The sequence below is a fragment of the Paenibacillus sp. Leaf72 genome (assembly GCF_001422685.1).
GTDB lineage: Bacteria > Bacillota > Bacilli > Paenibacillales > Paenibacillaceae > Pristimantibacillus.
On the sequence record NZ_LMLV01000001.1, the window covers coordinates 805367 to 829017 of the forward strand.

Sequence of the window (23651 nt, forward strand, 5' to 3'; positions counted from 1 at the left end):
CTACAATAATAAAATAGCCGATAGATAGCAATTTATTATTATTTCTATGGAGGTATAACTTTAATGACACACGTAAACCCAATAAATGAGTTTGCCCTTGGCGTCTGCTATTACCCTGAGCAATGGCCTGAGGAGCTATGGGATGATGATCTTCGCCGGATGAAGGAAATGGGGCTCTCGATCATTCGGGTAGCCGAATTTGCCTGGTCGGTGTTCGAGCCCGAGGAAGGCGTATTCCAATTTGACCTGTTTGACAAAGTCATTGACCTGGCTCATAAGCATGGGCTGAAGGTCATTATCGGCACCCCTACAGCAACGCCGCCTGCATGGCTGACGTTCAAGTATCCCGAGGTGCTCAACGTAACCTTTGATGGGGTCACGCTTCAGCATGGTCTGCGCCGCCACACCAACTATAACAGTCCCAAATATCGGGAGCTGAGCGCTCGCATTGCTCGCCAAATGGCGGAGCATTACTGTGATCATCCGGCCGTCGTTGGCTGGCAAATCGACAATGAATTCAATTGTGAAATTTCCGAATTTTATTCGGAAGCGGATCATCTGGCTTTTCGAGAGTGGCTGCAGCGCAAATACGTTACGCTCGACAAGCTGAATGAAGCTTGGGGCGCTGTCTTTTGGAATCAGACGTATTCCGCTTGGGAGCAAGTCTTTCTTCCGCGTCCGACAGCGGCGCCAAGACAGCCGAATCCGCATCAGGCGCTGGATGAGAAGCGGTTTATTTCCGACAGCACTATTTCTTACGCCGAGGTGCAGGCCAAGGTGCTGCGCGAGGCAGCGCCCAAGCAGTGGGTAACGACGAATGGCTTGTTCGGCCATCTCGACAGCCACCGGATGACGGACGAGCTGCTGGACTTTTTCAGCTACGACTCCTACCCGCAATTTTCCACCATTAACTATGACAAAAATGAAGATAACCCGCTGCTCGATCGCGGCTGGAGCCTGACGCTGTCTACAACTCGCTCCATTTCGCCGAATTTCTGCATTATGGAGCAGCAGGCTGGACCAGGCGGCTGGGTGAACCGCATGGATATGCCTTCGCCGAAGCCGGGTCAAATGCGCCTGTGGACGTACCAATCCATTGCTCATGGCGCAGATATGGTCGTTTATTTCCGCTGGAGAACGGCAGCCTTTGGCAATGAAATCTATTGGCATGGACTGAACGACTACCATAATGGCCCGAACCGCCGTCTTCGTGAAGCAGCGCAAATCGGCGCTGAGCTCGCCAAGGCCGGGCCGCACATTGTCGGTTCGCGCAACCGGGCAGAGGTTGCCCTCGTACGCGATTATGACAATGAGTGGGATGGCGAATATGATATTTGGCACGGGCCTTTTTCCTGGAAAAGCAGCAAGGAATGGTTCAAAGCGCTGCAGCGCCAGCATATTCCAAATGATGTCCTTTACATGCGAAGCGGTACAACGCTTGCTGACCTGCAGCGCTACCGCGTGCTCGTCTATCCGCATCCGGCCATTATGCGGGATGAAACAGCTGCTTTGCTGGAGCAATATGTGGCTAGCGGCGGCACCATTATATTCGGCTGCCGCACCGGCTACAAGGATGAGCGCGGCCACTGCTACATGCGCCCATTCCCTGGCGCCGCCGCACGCCTTGTCGGCATTTCCGTCGAGGAGTTTACGCAAATTAAAGGTACGCGCAAGTCGGCAATGATCGAATGGAAGCAAGGAGGCGGTGAAGCAACTACCGCGGATCTGTTCAATGATGTACTCGCAATCGAAAGCGATACCGTCGAGATCATTGGCGAATATGCCTCCGATTATTATGCAGGCAAGCCCGCCGTTACCCGCAATGTCGTTGGAGCTGGCTTTGCTTGGTATTACGGCGCTGTATTCAATGAGGCGGCGGCACGCAACGTGATCGGCATGCTCGGCTTGTCATCGCCAGTTGCCAATTGGCTCACACTGCCGGAGCAGGTGGAGCTGACTATTCGCGAGGGCGAGGCTGGGCCGCTCTACTTCCTCCTCAACTATGCGGAGGAAGCTGCCGAGCTCAATCTCAGCGAGCCGCGCACCGACCTTATAAGCGGGGATACGCTTCAAGGCTCAGTCATGCTGGAACCTTACGGCGTGCTTATTTTGACCTAAATGATTCAAAGCAGCTTTCAAAATATATAACCTAAATAAAACAGCACCCCGTTTCCGCCTCATCAGCTGAGGAAGATGCGGGGTGCTGTTATTTTAGTCTGGCTAAAGGCCGCAGCTATCTAGCAAGTTTCGATCGTATGACACTATTGCGCTTCCGCTTCCAGCACCAGTTCAAACTCCGCATCGCGGTCACAGACCAGCTTGCCATCCTTCACCTCAAGCTTGGCAACTTGAATGGAGCTGCGCCGCGTGAGATACCCCGGCACCTGACCAGGCACCTCCCAATCGCCGCGTCTATCGGGATGGGTGAAATAGAATATATACGCCTGCTCGCCTTGGACAACGACATCGGCATGCAAGCCAATGGTCCCGTCATCCTCACGCTGGCCTGGCTCATTCAAGATCAAGTTGTTGCGCTCCCAGCGTTCCAAATCATCCGAACGGAAGACGCCTTGTCCCCGCCATTCATCGACAATCATCCAATATGAGCCTTGCAGCCGAAATACATTCGGCCCCTCATGGCCCCGCTCCGTAATGACAGGACCAACCACTTTCCAGTTATACAAATCGCTGCTGTCTGCGGCATAGGTGAACGAGCCCAGCGCCTCATCCTTATACCACATGCGGAAGCGTCCATCCGGAAGCTCATAAATGCAGGCATCAATGACCCGATCCGAGCTAAGCCGTACATTAGAAACAAACGTCCAGTCGAGCAAATTAGCACTTGTATAATGAAAAATCTCCCGCTTATGGCCCGCCCAATCATCGGGCACGCCTTGAATATAGCTGACGTACATATGGTAAAGCCCATTATGCCAAATGATTTCCGGGGCCCAAAATGTATTTCGTCCCCATTCAATATCCAGCCCCGTCAGCGTTCCCCGGTAATTCCAGCTGCGGCCGCCATCTGCGGACGAGGCGACGCCTAAATCTGTGCCATGCACCCATGCAAAGCCTGGACCTTCCACCGTAGCACGGCGATTCGTATAAATGATCCACCATTCCTGCTGCTCGCGATTATAAATAACGACCGGATCTGCCGCTCCGTCAAAGATTGGATCTCTGAATAATGGCGCCTTCATCTACTCATTCCTCCTGGCAAGCTCTGTTTGCATTCAAGCGTAAACGGCTGTCGTCAATGGCTTGCAACAGAGCGCCACCTGACATCATTTGGGTTCGGACAGCTTTTTTCTTTATATTTGGCGGAGATTTGCACAATACATCCGCAAACGATGCATGTCGTCCCGCTCATCAGCTTCGGACAGCTGCCGCATTCCCGAAGGCGCGCTGCATACACCTCATCGTCCACGCAGCGTTCGGACGACTGAAACATCGGCGCAGCCAAAATCCGCTGGATCTGCGCTTCTGTGACGGTATAGCTGTCATCACAGCCTTTGCAGCTTCTTGCGCTCCTGTCCATGCCCGTCTTCATGCCGTCCGCCTCCATTGCGTTCTATTCATCCCTTTATTATTGCTCGATCAGCTCAAGCACCGTAACCGACATCGCTGGAAGCTTAGCCGATACCTTTTCTCCATCCCATGTAAAGCTTGTAAAAGCGGCAGGTTCTACTGCATTTGGCTGCTCAAACGTATTATGCGAGTCAATGGCCGCGCCTGCTAGCACTGTGCCCTTGATCGTTTTCTGGCCTTGTCCCAAGCCGCGCAGCGCAATGGATACGTCTGCTTCGGCACTATGATCCAGATTACATAAGCTGATATGGATTTTGCCATCTGCCGCTTTGGAAGCCGATACTGAAATTTGCGGCAGCTTCTCGTCGCCATGCTCGTAACGGGCGCTAGTCGTATGCGTATCCAGAAGCTCAGCATCCTGATGCACCTTAAACATATCAAAAATATGATAGGTTGGCGTCAGCAGCATTTTTTCCCCTTCTGTCAAAATAACCGATTGCAGCACATTGACGATTTGCGCAATGTTCGCCATTTGCACACGGTCGCAATGATCGTGGAAAATATGCAGCGTAAGGCCAGCTACGAGCGCATCGCGAATCGAGTTTTGCTGGTACAGGAAGCCTGGGTTCGTGCCCGGTTCTGTATTGAACCATGTGCCCCACTCATCGACGATCAAGCCAACGCGCTTCTCTGGATCATATTGATCCATAATCGCCGAATGCTTCGTAATAAGCTCTTCCATCCACAGCGCTTTTCTAAGCGTAAGGGCCCACTCGTCCTCAGGGAAGCCGGTAGCGGCTCCCTTGTCCTGCCATTCCTTCGGAACCGTGTAATAGTGCAGGCTGATGCCGTCCATTTTGTTAGCTGCTTCGCGCATCAGCACTTCCATCCACTTGTAATCGTCGACGTTCGGGCCGCAGGCAATGCGGTAAATTTCATTGTCGCCATAATTGCGAACGTAAGTCTGGTAGCGGCGGTACAGATCCGCATAATATTCTGGACGCATATTGCCGCCACAGCCCCAGTTCTCATTGCCGACGCCAAAATATTTCAGCTTCCACGGCTTCTCGCGGCCGTTTTTCTCACGCAGCTCCGCCATTGGCGATACGCCGTCGAAGGTTATGTATTCAACCCACTCGGACATTTCCTGTACTGTGCCGCTGCCTACATTGCCGGAAATATAAGGCTCGCAGCCGAGCTGTTCGCAAAGCAGCAAAAACTCATGTGTGCCAAAATGGTTATTTTCGACTACGCCGCCCCAATGGGTATTGATCATGCGCTTGCGCTCTTCGCTTGGGCCAATGCCGTCCTTCCAGTGATATTCATCGGCAAAACAGCCGCCCGGCCAGCGCAGCACCGGAATATTCAATTTTTTGAGCGCTTCCACAACATCGTTGCGAATGCCTTTCGTATTTGGAATGACCGAATCCTCGCCAACCCAGAAGCCTTCATAAATACAGCGTCCCAAATGCTCGGAGAAATGTCCATATATGTTGCGGTTAATCGTACCTTTAGCAATGTCTGCGTTAATTGTAATTTGATTGCTCATCGTTATTGCCTCCCACACGGATTAATAAAAATATAAATCATTTATTGATAACATTAATTTAACTTCATAATAAACAATCCAACCGCATTTATCAACCCTCTTTTGAAAAATAAATCGGGTAGACGTAAACGCTTACGTAATTGCTCGCTACAAACCAGTGAATGGGCGTCTCCCTGCTTTTCGCATGGGAGCGTGGCATCAAAAAAAAAGCTCCCCCATCCTCGCTCGGATGGAGAAGCTTTCTGGTTAAAGCCTTATACAACTTCGCTAATTGTCCGTTTGCCTGTGAACTGGCTGTTATACAGATCGGCATAAAAACCGCCCTGCTCCAGCAGCGCTTCGTGTCTTCCCTGCTCAATAATAGAGCCATTGTTCATGACCAAAATCAGATCAGCGCCGCGAATCGTCGACAAGCGGTGGGCAATGACGAAGCTGGTTCGATTTTTCATCAGCTCGCCCATTGCTCGTTGGATAATAATTTCTGTACGCGTATCAACGCTGCTCGTCGCTTCATCAAGGATCAGAATCGATGGATCAGCTAAAATGGCCCGGGCAATGGTCAGCAGCTGCTTCTGCCCTTGGGAAATGTTTGATGCTTCCTCGTTCAATATCGTGTCATAGCCATCTGGCAGCGTCCGAATGAAATGATCCGCATGCGCTGCTCTAGCCGCTTGATAAACCTCTTCCTCCGTAGCATCCTCCCGCCCATAAGCGATATTGTCGCGAATGCTGCCATTGAACAGCCATGTATCCTGCAGCACCATGCCGAACATTCGGCGCAAGCTTCTGCGCTGGAGCGCTGTAATGTCCTCGCCGTCAATCGTAATACGACCGCCATTCAGCTCATAGAAGCGCATTAGCAAATTAATCATCGTCGTCTTGCCCGCTCCGGTCGGACCGACTATGGCGACGGTCTGGCCAGGCAACACATCAATATTCATCCCGCTAATTAGCGGCTCATTGGCTTTATAGCCAAAATCTACCTGCTCGAAGCGAACGGCGCCAGACGGCTTGCTGATCGCTTTGGCATTTTTCGCCTCGATCACCTCATCCTCTTCATCAAGCAGCTCGAATACCCGCTCTGCGGAGGCGATTGTAGATTGAATAATATTCGCAATGTTGGCCAGCTGCGTAATCGGCATCGTGAACTGTCTTGTATATTGGATAAATGCCAAAATATCGCCGATTTTAATCGCATTTCTCGTGACGAGCAAGCCGCCGATGACGCATACGAGCACATAGCCGATATTGCTAATGAAGCTCATAATCGGCATAATGATGCCGGACACAAATTGTGCGCGCCAGCCAGAATCATACAGCTTCTCGTTCATTTCATTAAATTCATCCAGCGATTTGCGCTCATGTCCGAATGCTTTGACGATTTTATGCCCCGTGTACATTTCCTCGACATGTCCGTTCAAGCGTCCAAGCTCAGCCTGCTGGTCGGCAAAATATTTTTGCGAACGCTTGGCAATCGCCTTCGTTGCAAGTAAGCTCGCAGGAATCGTCAAGAAAACGATCAGCGTCAAAAGCGGGCTGATGGTCAGCATCATAACGATGACGCCGACGAGGGTAATGAATGACGTTATGAGCTGCGTCAAGCTTTGCTGAAGCGTATTGCTAATATTGTCCACATCATTGACGACCCGGCTCAGCACCTCGCCGTTGGAGCGCGAATCGAAAAACTTCAGCGGCAGGCGTGCAAATTTATTATTTACATCCTTGCGCAAATCATAGACGGTTTTCTGGGCGACGCCAGCCATTAAATACTGCTGAATGAAGCCAAATGCGGCGCTGATCAAATACAGCACAACAAGCGTCAGCAGAATCGTGTTAATCGCATCAAAATCAATACGGGCACCCGGAACGCCTTGGGCTATTCCCATTACTCCCTCGTAAAGCTTCGTTGTAGCTTGCCCCATCATTTTCGGGCTGACGATGCTGAATACGGTACTTAAAATCGCGGTCAGCAGCACAAGCGCAAGCTTCGTGCGATGCGGCTTCAAGTAGGCAGCCAGCCGTTTCAAGGTGCCCTTGAAATCCTTCGCCTTCTGAGGGGGCATCATCATGCCCATTCCTGGAGGACCCATGCCGATTCCTTTCGGCCTTTGCGGGGAATTCTGCTTCTGCTCACTCATGCAATTTCCTCCTCCGAAAGCTGTGAATATACGATTTCCCGGTACACATCACAAGACTCCATCAGCTCCTGATGCGTCCCGATTCCGGCTAGCTCGCCTTCATCAAGCACGATGATGCGGTCAGCATCGAGCACTGTACTCACCCGCTGGGCAACGAGCAATACCGTCGAATGTACCGTTTCCTCACGCAAGGCGGCACGCAGCTTCGCATCCGTCTTAAAGTCGAGCGCCGAGAAGCTGTCGTCGAACACATAGATTTCTGGCTGGCGAACGAGCGCACGAGCAATGGATAGGCGCTGCTTCTGCCCGCCGGAAAGATTGTTTCCTCCCTGCGATACGCTGGCGCCAAATCCTTCCTTCATCGTGCCGATAAACTCGGCTGCCTGCGCCACCTCTGCCGCATGCTCCATTTCCTCATCGGTTGCATTTTCTTTGCCGTAGCGGATATTATCCGCGATCGTGCCGGTGAACAATACGGCCTTTTGCGGCACAAAGCCGATTTTTTCGCGCAGCGTTTCCTGGGATAGCTCACGAATATCCACATCATCAATGATGATGCTGCCACCCGCCGTATCATAAAAGCGCGGAATCAAATTAACGAGCGTCGACTTCCCAGAGCCTGTTCCTCCAATAATAGCTGTCACCTCGCCAGGTGCCGCCTTGAACGAAATATTCGATAAAGCAGGCTGCTCGGCTCCCGGATAGCTGAACGTCACATCGCGAAACTCGATATAGCCTTTGCGCGTGCCTGTGTTCTTGACTCTGGCGCTGTCCGCAATATCCGGCACCATGTCCAGCACTTCATTAATACGCACCGCCGATGCCGAAGCACGCGGAATCATAACGAGCATCATCGATAACATTAGAAGCGAGAACATAATTTGCATCGCATATTGGATAAAAGCCATTAGTGAGCCGACTTCCATATCGCCATTCTCGATACGCAGCCCGCCAATTGCGATAATCGCCACTGTCGATAAATTCATGACCAGCATCATAAGCGGCATCATGACCGCCATAATTTTGTTGACTTTAATCGCCGTTTCGGTCAGATCGCTGTTGGCAGCGTCAAATTTCTTGTTTTCATAATTTGTCCGATCGAATGAGCGGATTACCCGAATGCCGGTCAGTCCTTCGCGCAGCACCAAGTTGAGCTTATCCATACGAACCTGCATCATTTTAAACAGTGGAATACCTTTGCGGACGACGAGCAATATCGCGCCAGCGAGAACAGGCAATGCGACAACCAGCACAAGCGACAGCTTCGCATCTTTCGAAATGGCCATAATAATGCCCCCGATGCACATCATCGGCGCCATTACCATCATGCGCATCATCATCATCAACACTTGCTGCACCTGTGTAATATCATTCGTCGTACGCGTAATGAGCGAGGCCGTGCCGATTTTGTCAAACTCCTGCAGCGAGAAGTTTTGCACATGTCCAAACACCTTCTCCCGCACGAGGCGCCCGAAGCTCGCTGAAGCTTTTGCCGAAAAATAGCTGGCGCCGATAGAGCTAATGCCGCCGACCGCCGCTATGAGCAGCATAAAGGAGCCAATTTTCCATATAAGCGGGGTATCTCCTTTAGATACGCCATCATCGACGATGTCCGCCATCAGCGTGGGGAGATATAGATCCGACAGCGACTGAATAAATACTAGCACAAGCACCGCGGCTATCAGCCAGCGAAACGGCTTTAAAAAGCGAAATAACCTTAACATTGCTGTTCATCCCCCGTTTGTTCAGACTCATTCAGCTCATCAAAATACTCAAATGCTTTGGATAAAATACGAACCAGTTCATGCGAATCCCGCTCTCCCAAGTATTGCGCCAGTCCTGCCATTCGATTCATAAAATCGGCAATGACCTTCTCCGCGATGCGTTCCCCTTCCTCTGTCAGCGAGATGCGTACAGCCCGCCGATCATCGGGATCAGCGTTTCTCTGCACGAGTCCATTCGTCTCCATCCCGTTGACCAGTTGGGTGATCGTGGGAGAGGTTACCCGGAGCAAGCGGCTGATGACCGAGATTTTCATCCCTGGCTTATCCTGCGCCTTCATAGAACCGCGCTTGATGCACATCAGCACCTGCATTTCGCTAAACTTGCCGTCCGGATTCGGCTTCTGCCGCCAATTGAGCCGATGAAAGCTGCGAAACACACGAATTAATTCATTTGTAATTTTCTCGCTGTGTTCCGTTGCATTGCTTTCTTTGCTTGTGTCGTCCGTCTTGTCTTTGCTGCTCTTATTGCTTGTGTCGTTTTCGTTATGTTCCAAAGGGAGCCCTCCTTTCATTTATATTTCTTTGCCCTTTCATGTAGGCTACCAATTATTTTCCCATTAATTATTTTCCTTATGATTATCTTATAACTAAAATAATAGGCAACCTAATTATAAAGCGCTCATTAAATGGCTGTCAATAACCCATTTTCAAGCTTCTAGAGTTTGTAGGCAAAACAGAGTTTGCCTCCAGCTTGCTTAGCGTTTATTCGCGGCCAATCTCATCAGACAATTCAAGATTTGAGAACCTTACCGTTCGTTCGATTGTTGCTGATATCGCTCGGCTTGGGTGCCTACTCCTTGTTTGGAGGACTGAGATTCCGCTATTCTAGCTTTTAATGCGATATTCAGGCGTAAGCGGACAGGAGATCCGCTATCGCCCTCCATATCGCTTCAAAATGGGTGTGGAGAGCGCATTAGCTGCTTCTGAGTCCGGAACCTGTGTCCTAACCGGTAATTCTATTGAAATAGCCGCTCCTGTGTCCACCAAGTCAATTGTTTTTTTATAAATGAAATCTAAAACGGAGAGTATGAAGCGGTTTTGGGTTTGGACTTTGGGCTTTGCCTTTGACTTTTGGCTTTTACGTTTTTGCTCTTCGTGTTTTCTTATCTTTGCCATTCGGGTTTAGGGTTTGAAATTTTAAGTGGGGGGTGGGGAAGCGGAGCGGAGTGAAGGGGTGGGGAGTGAGAAGCGGAGCGTTCGCTTTTAGCGTTGGATTTCTACCTATAGGGTGGAAATAACTGCATAGAAATCCAAGGCTAATGGCGATCGAGCCCCAACCCCATCACGCAGCGCAGCGCCCCATACACCCCCCATTTACGTTTCAAACATAAATGAATAAATTCTCATTAACTTCTCATAAACACCAAACAACATGATTTCCCCTTCCTTTGCGCTCTCATCATGAGAAAAGGCTCATTTTTCGGTGTGGTATAGTGTTTTTAGCCAAAACGAATCGTACAACGAAAGGAATCACACCATAATGATTAAGAGAAACTTTTTTCGCTCCGTCATCAAATTGAGCTTATGCGCAAGTATTGGTTTGACAGCCTTCACCTTCGCTTCCGGCAACCAGGCACATGCCGCAACTGAAACTTCCCTACAATTAATCGACTCCGGCAAGGAGTTTATCGGAACCCCCTATAAATATGGAGCCCCAGCAGGCATTACATACGCTTTTGACTGCTCTTCCTTTACCCAATACATATTCGATGCCATGGGCGTTTCGCTGCCACGCAGCTCCTCCTCCCAAGCATCCATTGGAGCCAAAGTGACTAAGGAAAACCTTAGTGTAGGCGATCTTGTTTTCTTTAATACGAGCGGCAGAGGCATTAGCCATGTAGCTATCTATGCGGGAAATAACAAAATTTTGCACAGCGCCACGAGCACGGGCGTGACGATCAGCAGCCTTGGCGAGTCATACTGGCATAAGCGCTACGTGACAGCACGACGCGTATTGAAATCCTAGGCCAAACCTTTCAACACGTTACAACGCAGCTATAGCGTTCTACAATTGAACTCCTATATAAGCAAAAACGTCCTGAACGCTAATTCGTTCAGGACGTTTTTGCTTATCGTTGTATTTCTAATGCTCCTCCAAATAAAAAAAGGCCGCCCCTTCTCCAGCATCAGGCTGATTCAGAGGGCGGCCATGCGTCATTCACACTTATTTGCTAAGCGTTTCTGTCAATACAGGAACGATTTGCGATTTGCGGGATACTACGCCCTTCAGAACGGCTTTGTTGTCAGCCAGCGTTACATTGTAGGCTTTCTCAACTGCGCCTGCTGCGCTGCCGATAGCAAGCGCTACGGAATCGCTGTTCAAAATGTCAGTTACAACGAATAGGAACAGGTCCAAGCCTTTTTCCGAAACGATTGCGTTAATCGCTGTTTCCAGATCCGCTTGGCGAACCAGTACATCGTTTGTGTCAACCGCATTAACTTGCGCGATTTCTACTTTGCTGCTGCCCATTTGGAATTCTTTCGCATCAAGCGAAAGCAGCTGAGCGATCGATTTGTCGCGCACGTCTGCTCCTGCTTTCAGCATTTCCAGACCGTATGCATCTGTATCAACCCCAGCGATAGCAGCAAGCTCCTTAGCAGCCGCTACATCTTGCTCGGTGCAAGTTGGCGATTTGAACAGCAAGGAGTCGGAAATGATTGCGGACAGCATTAGACCTGCGATTTGCGGCTCGATAGCTACGCCGTTTTCTTTGTACAATTTATTCAAAATCGTAGCTGTGCAGCCTACAGGCTCAGCGCGATAGTATAGCGGGTGGCTTGTCTCAAAATTCGCAATACGGTGGTGGTCGATAACTTCCAGCACGCGAACTTGGTCGATGTCTGCTGCGCTTTGCTGACGCTCATTGTGGTCAACGAGAATAACGGTCTCTACTTCATTGGCTACCGTTTCTACAAGACGCGGCGCCTCAGCCTTGAAATGAGTCAGCGCGTATTGCGTTTCTCCGCTAATTTCACCCAAACGAACCGCTTCAACCTCAAAGCCCAGCTTAGCCTTCAAATCAGCATATGCGATCGCAGAACAGATTGTATCCGTATCCGGATTTTTATGCCCGAAAATAAATGTTTTTGCCATTTTACTGTCTCCTTAGTTCTTGTATTTGGGATTGCGGCAGTCCGCATTTCCCAATAAGTTTTTCACACATTTGATTATATAATATAATGAAGTATATACCTATGCCCTTACAGAGATTTTTGCAAACAATCCTCAAATAAGCTTGCTTAAAGACAGAAGCGAATGGTATAAGGGGTATAGAACATTTGGCTGCCGAGTTACAACATCAACTAGACAGAACAGGAGACCTACAAAAGATGAGTTATAAAATTGCTTTTTTTGATATTGATGGCACATTATTAGATGAAGAAAAACAAATTCCCCAAGATACGATTGATGCGATTCGTGAAATTCAGGAGCAGGGCGTCGAGGCTGTCATTGCAACGGGACGCGCGCCTTATTTTTTCAAGGATATTGCCGAGAAGCTTGCGATTAACTCCTTCGTCAGCCTGAACGGCGCTTACGTCGTGTACAATGGCGTTCCCGTATACCACAATCCCATTCCTCGCACAGATGTCAAGGCGCTTGTTGAGCATGCCGGACTTCATAACCATTCCCTCGTCTTTGAAGGCCATGACGCATTTTTCTCCAACGCTGAAGCGCATCCGCAGGTGTTCGATTCCGTGACATCACTGCGCGTGGCGCAGCCGGGCTTCGATCCAAGCTATTGGGAAAAAGCGGACATTTATCAAATTTTCCTGCACTGCGAGCCGCAGGATGAGCATCTGTATACAGACGTCATCCCAGGCTTGCGCTATATTCGCTGGCATCCGTTCGCGATGGACGTGCTTACGAATGATGGCTCCAAGGCGCTTGGCATTGCCGCGCTGCTGGAGCATTTGGGACTGACGGCTCAGGAAGCACTTGCCTTCGGTGACGGACTAAATGACAAGGAAATGCTCGAAACTGTCGGACTAGGCATCGCCATGGGCAACTCCCATCCGGAGCTGCTGCCCTTCGCTGATTACGTAACGACTCATGTGAGTGAAAATGGCATTCGGGGTGGCTTGCGTCACGCCGGCTTGTTGAAGTAATATCGCCAATCTAGACATTTCATTAAAAAATAAAGAGGTACAGCTAACGGTTCGAAGCGTTAGCTGTACCTCTTTTAATATATTTGGAATTAGCTGCCGTTTACGTTCAGCCAATCACTTTCCTAATGTTAGACATGCTCACGCAGGTCAGCCTGACAAAACGTACTGGCCTTTTTTCCGCTTATTGCTCTTCTGCTACGGTGCTTTGAAACAAAAATTGAATGAGCCACCACAAGGACAGCAGTACAATAACTGCCGATGAGGTTAAAGAAATCCATTTGAAAAACAAATACAAAAAAGGGTTGCTGGAACGTGTTCTTCTGTGATCCCCACCACTAAGGTTCATAATAAATTTCGCCTCCTGTATGCGTTTTATGAAGCTCTAATCCATGCCGTATTGCCATGCTTTCTTCCTCCTTCTAATCATTAAGGCCTCTTTGTTCAAGAGGCCTTATCACTACTCTAACATATATGTGACATTAGAACCACAGTTCACCATCAATTAGTCAATAATACGTCATATTTGACATTGAGTTTCAAATTGACATTAAACTTGACAAAAGTTAGTTCATAAAATATAGTTAGTTACAAATAGTAATCAACTTAGCACAGGAGGAATTGCACATGACCTACAGCATAAATGCCGATACTGTACTTGGGACAGCAAAGCTGAACATTAGCGATATGAAACGTTCTCTGCCATTTTATCAAGAGGTTGTTGGCTTGCAGGTGCTTGAGCAGCGAGACAACGTTGCCCGCCTTACGGCAGACGGCGTCCATACACTTCTTGAGCTGGAAGAGATTCCAAATGCCATCGTCTCCGAACGCAGAACGACGACTGGCCTTTACCACTACGCCCTGCTGCTGCCTAATCGTGAAGCGCTCGGCGCAGCACTCGCCCGGCTAATCGCCTCCGGCATTCATATCGGTCAAGCCGATCACCTCGTCAGTGAAGCGCTGTATATCACGGACCCTGACAATAATGGCATTGAAATTTATGCAGACAGACCACGCTCAGAGTGGAAAAAAGAAGACAATGGCGATTACGTTATGGCTAGCAACCCCGTCGATTGGGACGGACTTCTTGCCGCTGCCGATCCGGCTGCTGCTACGCTACTGCCGCCCGGCACAATCATCGGGCATATTCATCTGCATATTAATGGCATTCCGGCTGCCCGCGCCTTTTACAATGGGCTGCTCGGCTTTGATATCGTAGGCGACTACACCGATTTCAAAGCGTTGTTCGTCTCAGCCGGAGGCTACCACCATCATATCGGGCTTAACATTTGGGCCGGCATTGGCGCCCCTGCACCAGCCCCCAATACTACTGGGCTGGACTACTTCACCATCGTCTATCCGAATCAAGCGGAACGGGATACAGCTATAAGCAGGCTGCGTGAGGCGGGAGCAGCACTTGACGAGTCAGACGGCATTATTTTTGCAACCGATCCTTCCAGCATTCGGATTAAGCTTGCAGTGGCGGAATAATAGGCCAGCAAGCAGCAGCTATAGCAAAAGCCACGCAAAACCACTGGCATGTGGTTTTGCGTGGCTTTTATGCTTTTTCAACTGGAGCAGTTGGCTCCATTTCAATATAAGAGCCATACTTATTCGCTGTCGCTCAAAAGTGCAGCTTCCGGCGTTACCTCATAAATCGTTATATTGCTGCCGCCTCCGCCAAAGCCGCGGAAGCTGTTGTCACTATTTCGATTCGTGAAAAATCCGTTACTACTTCCGCCAATTCCAGCGCTAGAATTACTGCTGTTGAAGCCACCACTATTATTGCTAGCTGTATCGCTGTTATTCACCGCATTCCCGCCTCCAGCTGTCGTCTGCCATTCGCTGGATTCAACCTGCTTGCCATGGGAAGTAATCCACTGCGTCAGCTCATTATTATTGCTGCCCCCGCGCCCGCCTTGCGAAACGAGAAAATATTTCAATTCCCCTGCGGCCACGAGCGCCTTCAGCCGGTCTACAGACAGAACGGGATCGGAGCCGGAATAACCGCCGAGTATAATGACATTTTCACCGGAATCGATAATATACGGCGCTGCGGTCGAATAGCTGTTCGTCGCAAACAGGTACCTCTCGCCTGTATTGTGCGCCTTCAAAAAAGCAAGCGCTGCTTCATTGAGCGGCTCATCGCGGGAAGAGGCATTCGTCTGATCAGGCCCTGCCTCCGGCAGCTGGCTGCTCTGCCCGTATACGATAGGCGTCGCCGCCCAGTAAGCCGGGCCAATGAACAGCACAAGCAGCCCGAGCAGCGCAATCAGGTTCACGGCTGGCTGCTGCCAAATTTTTTGGCGGCTCGCCGCATGCTTTCCGTTTTGAACGCCAGCATTCGCTGTCAAATATCCGCCATGCTCATACGGCAGCTTGCCGCCATACAGCTCGTTATCTGCGCCAGCATCTGCCCCTGCTTCTTCCCCTTCCGTGCCACCACTACTATGCCGTATTAATGACTTCGCCTGCTTCTGCTTCGCTATCCGCCAGCCAATGAGCAGCAAACTTGCTGCCATTCCGCCAACTAGCACGGCAAGCGACCACCCGCTGCCAATTGTCGCGTCAAATGGATGCATAATATACCATTCGAACCCCGCTGTTGCGGCAATACCGAGCGGCAGCAGCCAGCTTACCCAGCCCGCTTTGCTGCGATATTGTCTCCATAGCTCACTCCAGCCTGCTCCAAGCAGTGCGGCAATCGGGGGGCCCATCATAATTAAATAATATTGATGAAAAAAACCTGCGACGCTGAAAAAGGCCATAACCGGTACCAGCCACGCCAGCCAGAACAACGCCTCCTTATGCTTCATCGTCATATTCCGTCTGCGAATGCTAGCCAGCAAACCCACGCAGCCTACAAATACAAAAGGCAAAAACCAGCTTGCTTGACCGGACAGCTCGGCTTGGAATAATCGAAGCGGCCCTGCTGTTCCTGTTCCAAACATGCCGCCTGAGCCACCGCCGCCAAAGCCGCCGCGACCACCCATGCCGTCCATTCCCCCACCTGGACCGCCGTTAAAACCGCCGGCTCCAGCATCTCCCCCGGCACCTCCTGGGAGCCCACCAGTCCCGCCGCCATTATTGTTATTGCTATCCGCGCCCTGGCTGCTTCCGCCACGGCGGCTGCCACCATCGACGCTCGCCCCCTGCCCATCCTGCTCTACAGCCGCAATGCTGCGGTTCCCGCCTGGCACATCGCCGCTGAACCAGCTATTTACAATATTCGTCTGGGCAAAAGCTGTATTTCCAACCGCCGGAAGCTGCTGCGGCCCCATCATCGAGCCGGAACCGCCTCCACGATTTCCAGTCAGCCTTGAAAGTCCGTTATACCCGAAAGCTAGCTCCAACACAGAGTTTGTCTGGCTGCTGCCCACATAGGGACGACTATCTGTGGATATAGAATCAACTGTTACCGCCCAGGATAAGGAAATCACGAGCATAATAGCGGTCGCTCCTGCCAGCAGGCTGATTTTTTTAAACCATTTGCCCTTCCACGCCATTAAAGCAAATAAATAAAACGCCGGAAGCACCATGTAGGCTTCCATCATTTTCATATTAAATCCAACACCTATGACGGCAAAAGCGCCTATCAGCCAAATCGCCTTGCCCTGCTTCGTTCCACGGAATAACAGCCATACGGCAAGCAGCAGCGTAAAAACGAGCATGCTATCGATATTATTCGTCCGGCTCACGGCAACCGCAACCGGCATCGTTGCCATCGCTGCTGCTCCGATCCGTGCTGCCGCAAGGCCAAAGGACGGTTTGAGCAGCACATACAGCAAAATCGTCGAGCCAATACCTGCTAACGCTTGGGGCAAAATCACGCTCCAGCCATGCAGACCCAGCACATAGGCAAAAGCCGTCTGCACCCAGAACGTGACCGGCGGCTTGTCAACGGTTACGAAGCCTCCAGAATCTACGGTTGCAAAGAAAAAATTGTGGAAGCTTTGCAGCATACTTGCGACCGTAGTCGTGTAATACGTATTGACATGGTCATCTGTCCAGATTAAAAATCCATTCAAAAATGCCGATACGAGGATACATACCATTAATATTGCATCCATGCGCTGTTTTTTTATTACTGCCATGGCTCAGCCGCCCTTTCGCTTCCGTCTCTTGCTTCACTATGAGAGATTGTGCGCCTTTTCCCTGAAAATCGAATGAAGCAAAGCTGAAATTGAGCTTAAAAAACAGAAACGATACAAATGGAGCAATAAAAGTAAGGCTGAGGTCCAGCGAAAAAAGGTTATAGTCGTTCGCCCTGAGTGGAATGCCAATGTTCAAACAAAGAAGACTCAAGAACCACCGTCAGTGGAGCTTGAGTCTTCTATATTTAAAAATAACGATTTATCTAGATTAAACCCGATTTGCTCAACAGCTTCTGAACGAGAACAGCCACTTCCGCACGCGTAATGAAAGCACCCGGAGCAAGTTCATTCCCCTTTCGTCCTGTTACTAATCCATAGCTCAAGCTGTCGATAATGCCTTCCTTGGCCCAGCTCGATACCGCACCATTGTCGGTGAAAGCATCCAGCGCTTGCCCTGCAGCTGGTGATGTTTTCTCCTTCAATTTCGTTAGCAGCATCGCTCGGGCTAGAAGGGTCATCGCTTGCTCACGCGTCATTTTATCGTTCGGACGCATCGTCCCATCCCCGAAGCCACTGATTAAGCGATAGTGGGATGCTGTGCCCAAATCTCCCGCGAACCAGCTGTTCGGAGCAACATCGACGAAGCTCGTCCCCTGCATTTTGGGCTGCAAGCCCAGAGCACGGATCAGAATCGCCGCGAACTCCGCTCGGGTTACCTCTTGATTGGGATTAAACATGCCGTTCGCGTCCCCTTTAACGATCAGGCGCGAGCCCATATCGTTAACCGCTTGTTTTGCCCAGTGTCCCTCTACATCCTTGAACGCGAGCGGGTGCCAGATTAAGGAATAGACACTGTTCGTCAAGCTGCTCACCTTAGCATAAGAAACTCCATCGCGTAACACTATTTTCGTTGGGACGTGGCGCAGCGTTCCGTCCGTTTCAATTACAACCCCAGTCGTAATTTTGCTCGTATCCACACCTGCAGGAATTGCAATACTGCGTTCTACGTAAGCATCGAACTCACTCACATTGATGCTCTCGTTCAAATATATGGCTCTTACACTAAAGTCCAGCTGTGGAACGACAAAGGCTATCTTTGCTCCAGCAGACTCATCGTGAGTCCACTTAAGCGGCTCTTTGGGCACAGCAATTTCGATCTGAAAGCGAATATCCTGCAAGGCAATCGACTTGCCAAATTGATCTGCAATGGCTCCGATATTGATCTGCAGCGCTGGTAAACGATAAATCGCTTTATCCGTTTGCAGCTCCAGAACCGCCTGCCTCGATTCCATTTCATGAATAATTTGCCCATTAAGCTCTGCGATAATAACATCGGAATTGGCTTTCGACTGTATCGTTACGACCGCCGAATGAGCCTCTGCTGCAAGCAGGCTTTCCAGCTTTTTCTGATCAACGGTAATCGTTGTTACGCTCTGGGAATCAACCTTCGTTACTTTCGCCGATCCCAAGTTCTGCGATTTACCATTAATAAGAACGAAACGGTCAGATGGGCCGGCTTCCGGCGCCGTTGAAGGTGCCGGCTGCGACGGCGTGCTTCCTCCGCCGTTGTTATTGGGAGGACTTACCGGTGTTACAGCAACGGACGCAGTAGAAGCCGCGCTATTGCCCACTTCATTAATCGCGATTACGGTAAAGGTGTACGCTGTGTCATTTGTTAAGCCTGTAACCTTAATGGGGCTGCCCGTACCGCTCGCTGTCACTCCCCCTGGATTAGACGTTACCGTGTAGCCCGTAATAGTGCTGCCTCCATCGCTGGCAGGCGGAATGAAACTTACCGTCGCTTCTCCATTGCCTGCCGTCGCTGTCACACCGGTCGGTTCGTCCGGATGTGTCATTGGCGTAACGGCATTCGTTGCCGCCGAGGAAGGTGAATCTCCGCTTCTATTCGATGCAATAACGGTAAACGTGTAGGATTGACCATTCGTCAAACCGGTCATTTTGATTGGACTATCCGTGCCGGTCGCTATCAGGCCTCCTGGATTAGCCGTTACCGTGTAGCCCGTAATTTCGCCGCCCCTATCATTGGCAGGCATAGTGAAGCTTATCGTCGCTTCTCCGTTGCCTGCGGTTGCTGCAACGCTAATAGGAGCGCTCGGAGCAGCATAATCCCATTTTTGAATACGATGATTGCCGAAATCAGCCACATATATAATTTCATTGTGGTAAACTGCCACACCGGTCGGACTGCTAAACTCGCCAAGACCGCTTCCTTCCCCGCCCCCGCTCTTTGACCACTCAATCCACATTCCATCCGCTATATTCAGCTTCTGAATGCGATGATTGCCCAAGTCCGCAACGTAAATATCCCCATTAATGTCTACCGTCAATCCGTATGGCTCGTTGAACTCGCCCAAGCCGCTTCCTTCTCCGTTGCCGATTTCCTCCCATTCGCCTTTGGAGATGTCCAGCTTTTGAATGCGATGGTTATCTGTATCGGCTACGTAAATATTGTTGCTGCTGTCTACCGCAACACCAGTCGGATAATTAAACTCGCCTATCTCGCTTCTTCCGTTTCCTCCGCCTACAGTCTTCCATGTTCCGGTTGAAGCCTCCAGCATTTGAATGCGAAAGTTGTTCGTATCGGCGACATAGACGTTACCCTCACTGTCAACTGCAACGCTGGAAGGGTATGCAAATTCCCCAGAGCCACTTCCTTGGCCGCCTCCTGCTTTTCCCCATGCCCCCCACGTTCCCGTACCTGCATCCAGCTTCTGTATCCGGTGATTGTTACGATCAGCGACATAAACGTTTCCATTGCCATCAACAGCTACGCCAGTCGGATTTTCAAACTCGCCCAGGCCGGTACCCGAGCTTCCGTCTATTTTCCCCCACGCGCTCCAGCTGCCCGTAATCGCATCGAGTTTCTGAATGCGATGGTTTTCATAGTCGGCCGCGTACACATCGCCTTCATCATCTATCGCGATTCCTGTTACACCATCAAATTCGCCGAGGCCATCGCCTGCAACCGCCCCCATATAACCCCAGTTGCTCCAAGAGTCCGCCAGCCTATCCAGCTTCTGAATCCGGTGATTTTCGCTATCGGCTACATACACATCGCCGCTTTCGTCTACCGCTACGCCGAATGGACTCCTAAACTCGCCTAACTGGCTTCCCAAGCCTCCGCCGCTCTTCTTCCACTCGTTCCACGAATTTGTAGAAACATCAAGCTTCTGAATCCGGTGATTTCCCGTATCGGCTACGTAAATATTACCGCTATGATCAAGGGTGACATCAGACAAGTTTTTAAACTGGCCCACACCGCTTCCTAGCGAGCCGCCGATCAGCTTCCATTCGCCCGATGGCACAGACGAGAAATCCAGCTTCTGGATGCGGTTGTTGCGAGAGTCGGCTACATAGACATTACCACCCTCATCTACCGCGACGCCTCTAGGAAAATTAAACTCGCCCAGACTAGTTCCCGAGCCTCCGCCGCTCCTCTTCCACTCGCTCCACGTATTCGTAGAAACATCCAGCTTCTGGATGCGATGGTTGTCGGTATCGGCTACATACACGTTCCCGTTAAGGTCAACGTCTACGCCTCTAGGCGATTTAAATTCCCCTATACCGCTTCCCGAGCTTCCGCCAGCCTTCGACCATGCGCTCCACGTATTCGTAGCAGCATCCAGCTTCTGGATGCGATGGTTGCCCATATCCGCTACATAAACATTGCCGCTGCCATCTACTGCAACGCCTGACGGGTTTTTAAACTCTCCGAGTCCGCTTCCCGAGCCACCGCCGCTTTTCTTCCACTCGCTCCATTCCCCCGTAGAAACATCCAGCTTCTGGATGCGATGGTTGTTAAAATCGGCCACGTATACACTTCCACTTCCGCTGCCATATACCGAAACGCTAACGGGTAGATCAAAAGAACCTAACTGGTCATTCATCGTTATACCAAGCTTCGCATACTGACTCCACGTTTCGGCTTGCGCTGAAACTCCTGATACAGGAAGCACAACCATTGAGATGATTACGCTCCATATCCATAATTTCCTTGAAAAAAGCTTGACGTATCCCCTATTCATCACTATTGATCGTCTCCTTCGACTCTAATCGACTACATTCTACAAAAACCCACTTAACAAACACTTAAAAGACCGCTCTAACCGCAGGGCTGTCCTAGGTTTGAACAAGATTTGCAAACATGGTAGACTTTTTCATGAGATCGCCCGTGGTGAGAAGCAACCGTTTGCAAAACTGGAGATGATAAAATGTCGGTAAAAGGAATTAAGCTGCTGCTTGTTGATGACGAGCCGCATATCGTGCAGTTTTTGGAGCTTGGCTTGCTGAATGAAGGCGCGGATGTTCGGACAGCCAGCAATGGCGAGGAAGCGATTATGGTCGCTAGCGACTTTAGGCCCCATGTTGTCATTTTGGATGTGATGATGCCGGGCATGAACGGCTTTGAGGTTTGCCAGGCGCTTAAAGCAACGGGCGATAATATCGCCATTATTATGCTGACTGCCAAAGATGAAACGCAGGATCGCGTGAAAGGGCTGCGCATTGGTGCTGACGATTATGTCATTAAGCCATTCAGCTTTGAGGAATTGCTTGCCCGCATTCAAGCAAGGCTACGTAATCAATTTCCGAATTTGCTCGGGGAAGTCGTATACGGCCCGTTCCGCATCGACGATTTGCGCAAGGAGCTATCCTACATGGATCAAGTGCTGGAGCTGTCGCCTACCGAATATGAGCTGCTGAAATTTATTGTAATGAACAACGGCATTGTGCTGAGCAAGGCGCTTATTTTGGACAAAGTATGGGGCTATCATTTTGGCGGCGAGGAAAATATCGTTGAGGTGTACATTCGTTCGCTGCGCGAGAAGCTGCAGGACAAGGAGCACCGGCTTATTCGCACGCTGCGCGGCTCTGGCTACCGCATGGATTTGCCATGACGGACCGCAAAGCTCCGCTGCTGCTTCGCCTACTAAAGCCCGAATCGCTGCGCTATCAGCTGCTTAGCCGTTCGCTGTTCGTACTGGCAGGGCTGCTTCTGTTAATTGGAACGCTGCAATATGTTTTAATGAAGGACTTTATATATAATAATCGAGCCGAGGCTTTGGAAGCGCAAATTCAGGCTATGCCTCCCCAGTGGCATTCGGACGGCAAACCCGCTTTCCCGAGAAAATCGCCCAATAACGGTGAGATGACATCGGATGATTCCACATTTTCACCGCCGCCTTCGCAGGAAGGCCCAAGCAATATGCCTACGATTAGTCAACCAGGCCTATCACTTGCCTATGTGAGCAGCACAGGTGAACGAACGATATTAACAACTAGCAGTGAAACGTGGACACCAGAGCTAAGCAAAGCGGAATACATGAAGATTTTTGAGGATTTGAAAAAGCATCGCGACGGCGGTTATCAGCTGCTCAGCAATAGCGAAGGCGCCCAGCAGCTTGTCGTCTTTCGGCTGGCCGGACCGCCGAATTCGCCAGATGGACTCATTCAAGCAGGCAACGACACCGATTTGCTGCAAACGGTGCTTGCATCGCAGCTAGCTATTTTCGCCGGGCTGTCTATTGTTGCCTTGGCCGGTGGCTTATCGCTTTACTTGCCACTGCTGCGCAAGACGCTCGCACCGCTGTCGCGCATCGTGAAGGCCGCACAGCGCACCGACGCCATTAATCTCACCGAGCGATTGCCTATATCGCAAGGACAGCAGGAAATCGATCTGCTTTCCGAAGCGTTCAACGGCATGCTCGGTCGGCTGGAAAGCTCCTTCGAGACGGAGCGGCAGACGACGGAGCGAATGCGGCGCTTTGTTGCTGACGCTTCACACGAGCTGCGGACGCCGCTCACTTCCATCCATGGGTTTCTGGAGGTGCTGCTGCGCGGAGCCGCTTCAAATCCGGAGCAGCTGCACCGCGCTTTAACGAGCATGAAGCTTGAATCGACGCGCATCAACAAGCTGGTAGAAGATTTGCTGCTGCTAGCCAAGCTAGATCAGACGCCAGAGCTCGTTAAGGTCGATACAAACCTTGGCAATCTCATTCATGAACTGGAGCCGCAGCTGCACATTTTGGGCGGCCAGCGTGAGGTGCGGATTGACGCTGCTGTGAGCCTAAGCGGGTGCTACAATCCCGATCAGCTCAAGCAGGTTGTGCTTAATTTATTTTTAAATGCAGTCCAGCATACCGATGCCAATCAAGGTAAAATATCGCTTAAGCTCGCAAATTCCGGAGCCTATGCCGCCATCTCCATTACCGATAACGGAACGGGTATTAAGCCGGAGCATCTCCCCCATTTGTTCGAGCGTTTTTATCGCAGTGAATTTTCCCGCACCCGCCTAAGCGGCGGAGCAGGCCTCGGGCTTTCAATTACGCAGTCCATCGTTGAAGCGCATGGCGGAACGATTGAGGCGGCCAGCATCGTCGGCGAAGGCAGTACATTCACCGTCAAGCTGCCGTTAGCGGATGTATAAGCAAACAGG

At 50.6% G+C, this 23651-nt stretch carries 16 protein-coding genes; 6 read left to right on the forward strand and 10 right to left on the reverse strand.

The window, feature by feature from the left end:
• The first annotated feature begins 63 nt into the window (after window positions 1-63).
• A complete protein-coding gene (locus ASF12_RS03595) occupies window positions 64-2118 on the forward strand; it encodes a beta-galactosidase (RefSeq protein WP_056029622.1) in 2055 nt (684 codons plus the stop codon).
• 143 nt (window positions 2119-2261) lie between these two features.
• On the opposite strand, the gene ASF12_RS03600 is transcribed toward ASF12_RS03595, so the two are convergent.
• The 6 genes from ASF12_RS03600 to ASF12_RS03625 form a co-directional block, all read right to left on the reverse strand.
• A complete protein-coding gene (locus ASF12_RS03600; RefSeq protein ID WP_056029625.1) occupies window positions 2262-3200 on the reverse strand; it encodes a family 43 glycosylhydrolase in 939 nt (312 codons plus the stop codon).
• A 53-nt stretch (window positions 3201-3253) separates the two neighbouring features.
• Complete coding sequence (locus ASF12_RS03605; protein ID WP_231594156.1) at window positions 3254-3550, reverse strand: hypothetical protein; 297 nt, start codon at window positions 3548-3550, stop codon at window positions 3254-3256.
• 36 nt (window positions 3551-3586) lie between these two features.
• On the reverse strand, window positions 3587-5077 hold the full coding sequence (locus tag ASF12_RS03610; RefSeq protein WP_056029628.1) for an alpha-N-arabinofuranosidase: 1491 nt from the start codon (window positions 5075-5077) through the stop codon (window positions 3587-3589).
• Window positions 5078-5331: 254 nt separating this feature from the next.
• Entirely contained in the window at window positions 5332-7215 is a 1884-nt protein-coding gene (locus ASF12_RS03615) for an ABC transporter ATP-binding protein (protein WP_056029631.1), read from the reverse strand.
• Window positions 7212-8939 carry an ABC transporter ATP-binding protein gene (locus ASF12_RS03620; RefSeq protein ID WP_056029634.1) on the reverse strand — a complete coding sequence of 576 codons (1728 nt, stop codon included), beginning with the start codon at window positions 8937-8939 and terminating at the stop codon, window positions 7212-7214. The genes ASF12_RS03615 and ASF12_RS03620 overlap by 4 nt, the downstream gene beginning before the upstream one ends.
• Complete coding sequence (locus tag ASF12_RS03625; RefSeq protein WP_235533033.1) at window positions 8933-9493, reverse strand: MarR family winged helix-turn-helix transcriptional regulator; 561 nt, start codon at window positions 9491-9493, stop codon at window positions 8933-8935. The genes ASF12_RS03620 and ASF12_RS03625 overlap by 7 nt, the downstream gene beginning before the upstream one ends.
• A 986-nt stretch (window positions 9494-10479) precedes the next feature.
• On the opposite strand from ASF12_RS03625, the gene ASF12_RS03630 reads away from it, so the two are divergent.
• Complete coding sequence (locus ASF12_RS03630; RefSeq protein WP_056029637.1) at window positions 10480-10965, forward strand: C40 family peptidase; 486 nt, start codon at window positions 10480-10482, stop codon at window positions 10963-10965.
• A 198-nt stretch (window positions 10966-11163) separates the two neighbouring features.
• Here ASF12_RS03630 and ASF12_RS03635 read toward each other — a convergent pair whose 3' ends face one another.
• Window positions 11164-12093 (reverse strand): manganese-dependent inorganic pyrophosphatase, encoded by a 930-nt coding sequence (locus ASF12_RS03635; protein WP_056029640.1) that lies wholly within the window; start codon window positions 12091-12093, stop codon window positions 11164-11166.
• Between the two features lie 236 nt (window positions 12094-12329).
• On the opposite strand from ASF12_RS03635, the gene ASF12_RS03640 reads away from it, so the two are divergent.
• Window positions 12330-13106 (forward strand): Cof-type HAD-IIB family hydrolase, encoded by a 777-nt coding sequence (locus tag ASF12_RS03640; protein ID WP_056029643.1) that lies wholly within the window; start codon window positions 12330-12332, stop codon window positions 13104-13106.
• A gap of 181 nt (window positions 13107-13287) precedes the next feature.
• Here the strand turns inward: ASF12_RS03640 and ASF12_RS34200 are convergent, their stop codons facing one another.
• Window positions 13288-13452 carry a hypothetical protein gene (locus ASF12_RS34200; RefSeq protein WP_155972754.1) on the reverse strand — a complete coding sequence of 55 codons (165 nt, stop codon included), beginning with the start codon at window positions 13450-13452 and terminating at the stop codon, window positions 13288-13290.
• Between the two features lie 278 nt (window positions 13453-13730).
• On the opposite strand from ASF12_RS34200, the gene ASF12_RS03645 reads away from it, so the two are divergent.
• Window positions 13731-14594, forward strand: a complete 864-nt coding sequence (locus tag ASF12_RS03645) for a VOC family protein (protein WP_056029646.1) — start codon at window positions 13731-13733, stop codon at window positions 14592-14594.
• A 119-nt stretch (window positions 14595-14713) separates the two neighbouring features.
• Here the strand turns inward: ASF12_RS03645 and ASF12_RS03650 are convergent, their stop codons facing one another.
• Window positions 14714-17197: an ArnT family glycosyltransferase gene (locus ASF12_RS03650; protein ID WP_081418587.1), complete on the reverse strand. Its 2484-nt coding sequence runs from the start codon at window positions 17195-17197 to the stop codon at window positions 14714-14716.
• Between the two features lie 263 nt (window positions 17198-17460).
• On the reverse strand, window positions 17461-21243 hold the full coding sequence (locus ASF12_RS03655) for an S-layer homology domain-containing protein (protein ID WP_081418588.1): 3783 nt from the start codon (window positions 21241-21243) through the stop codon (window positions 17461-17463).
• Window positions 21244-21429: 186 nt separating this feature from the next.
• Here ASF12_RS03655 and ASF12_RS03660 point away from each other — a divergent pair, with 186 nt between their 5' ends.
• Together ASF12_RS03660 and ASF12_RS03665 are read left to right on the forward strand one after the other, a co-directional pair.
• Window positions 21430-22113 carry a response regulator transcription factor gene (locus ASF12_RS03660; RefSeq protein WP_056029652.1) on the forward strand — a complete coding sequence of 228 codons (684 nt, stop codon included), beginning with the start codon at window positions 21430-21432 and terminating at the stop codon, window positions 22111-22113.
• On the forward strand, window positions 22110-23642 hold the full coding sequence (locus tag ASF12_RS03665; RefSeq protein ID WP_056029655.1) for a sensor histidine kinase: 1533 nt from the start codon (window positions 22110-22112) through the stop codon (window positions 23640-23642). The genes ASF12_RS03660 and ASF12_RS03665 overlap by 4 nt, the downstream gene beginning before the upstream one ends.
• The last annotated feature ends 9 nt before the right edge of the window (window positions 23643-23651 follow it).